This is a genomic window from Mucilaginibacter sp. P4_G9 (genome assembly GCF_056400985.1).
The window spans coordinates 1-876 of the sequence record NZ_JBFUKF010000856.1; the positions used below are offsets into that span (position 1 = coordinate 1).

The following is an 876-nucleotide window of genomic DNA, read 5'->3' on the forward strand; positions in this document are numbered from 1 at the left end:
GGGCTATAAAGCAAACTACCTGGCAAGCAATAGTGATGAACAAAACCGTGGCTATGACCAGCCCGATCAAAAACTGATTGACGAGGCGGTAGCGCTTGCAAAAAACAGTGATGTTGCTATTTTATGTATCGGTTCCAACCGTGAATATGAAAGTGAAGCCCATGACCGTAAAAGCCTGGACCTGCCTTTTGGGGAGCAGGCACTGGTTAACGCGATTACAGCGGTTAATGCTAATACCATTATTGTAATCATGGCCGGTGCCCCGTATAACCTGAATGAAATAAAAAAATCCAACCATGCGGTTGTTTGGTCGTGGTTTAACGGCTCGGAAGCCGGCAATGCCCTGGCCGACGTATTAAAAGGTGTTGTAAACCCATCAGGCAGGTTGCCATTTACTTTCCCGGTATCGTTAAAAGACTCCCCTGCTGCTGCTTTAAATACTTATCCGGGTAAAGGCGCAACGGCCGAATATAAAGAGGGCATACTGGTAGGCTACCGCTGGTACGATACCAAGAAAATTGAACCGGAATTTCCTTTTGGTTACGGACTTTCCTATACTAATTTTTCGATAAGCCATTTTTCGGCCGACAAAAAAAGCTATAAAAAGGATGAAATAATCCGAGCGAAATTCACCATTAAAAATACAGGAAGCAGATCCGGTGCCGAAGTTGTGCAATTATATGTAAGCGACCCGGTTAGCTCTGTTTTGCGTCCTGAAAAAGAATTAAAAGCTTTCAAAAAAGTTTTTCTGGAACCCGGCGAAACGAAAACAGTTGAACTGGATGTAAAGGTTGGTGATTTGGCTTTTTATGACGAGACAAAAAAAGGATGGAATACCGAAGCCGGCGAATACATCCTTCAGTTAGGTAATTCATC

General features: G+C 43.6%; 1 protein-coding gene. It reads left to right on the forward strand.

The window, feature by feature from the left end:
* Window positions 1-876, forward strand: an 876-nt coding sequence (locus AC1DPZ_RS28165) for a glycoside hydrolase family 3 C-terminal domain-containing protein (RefSeq protein WP_477409762.1), incomplete at both ends; no start/stop codon positions are given.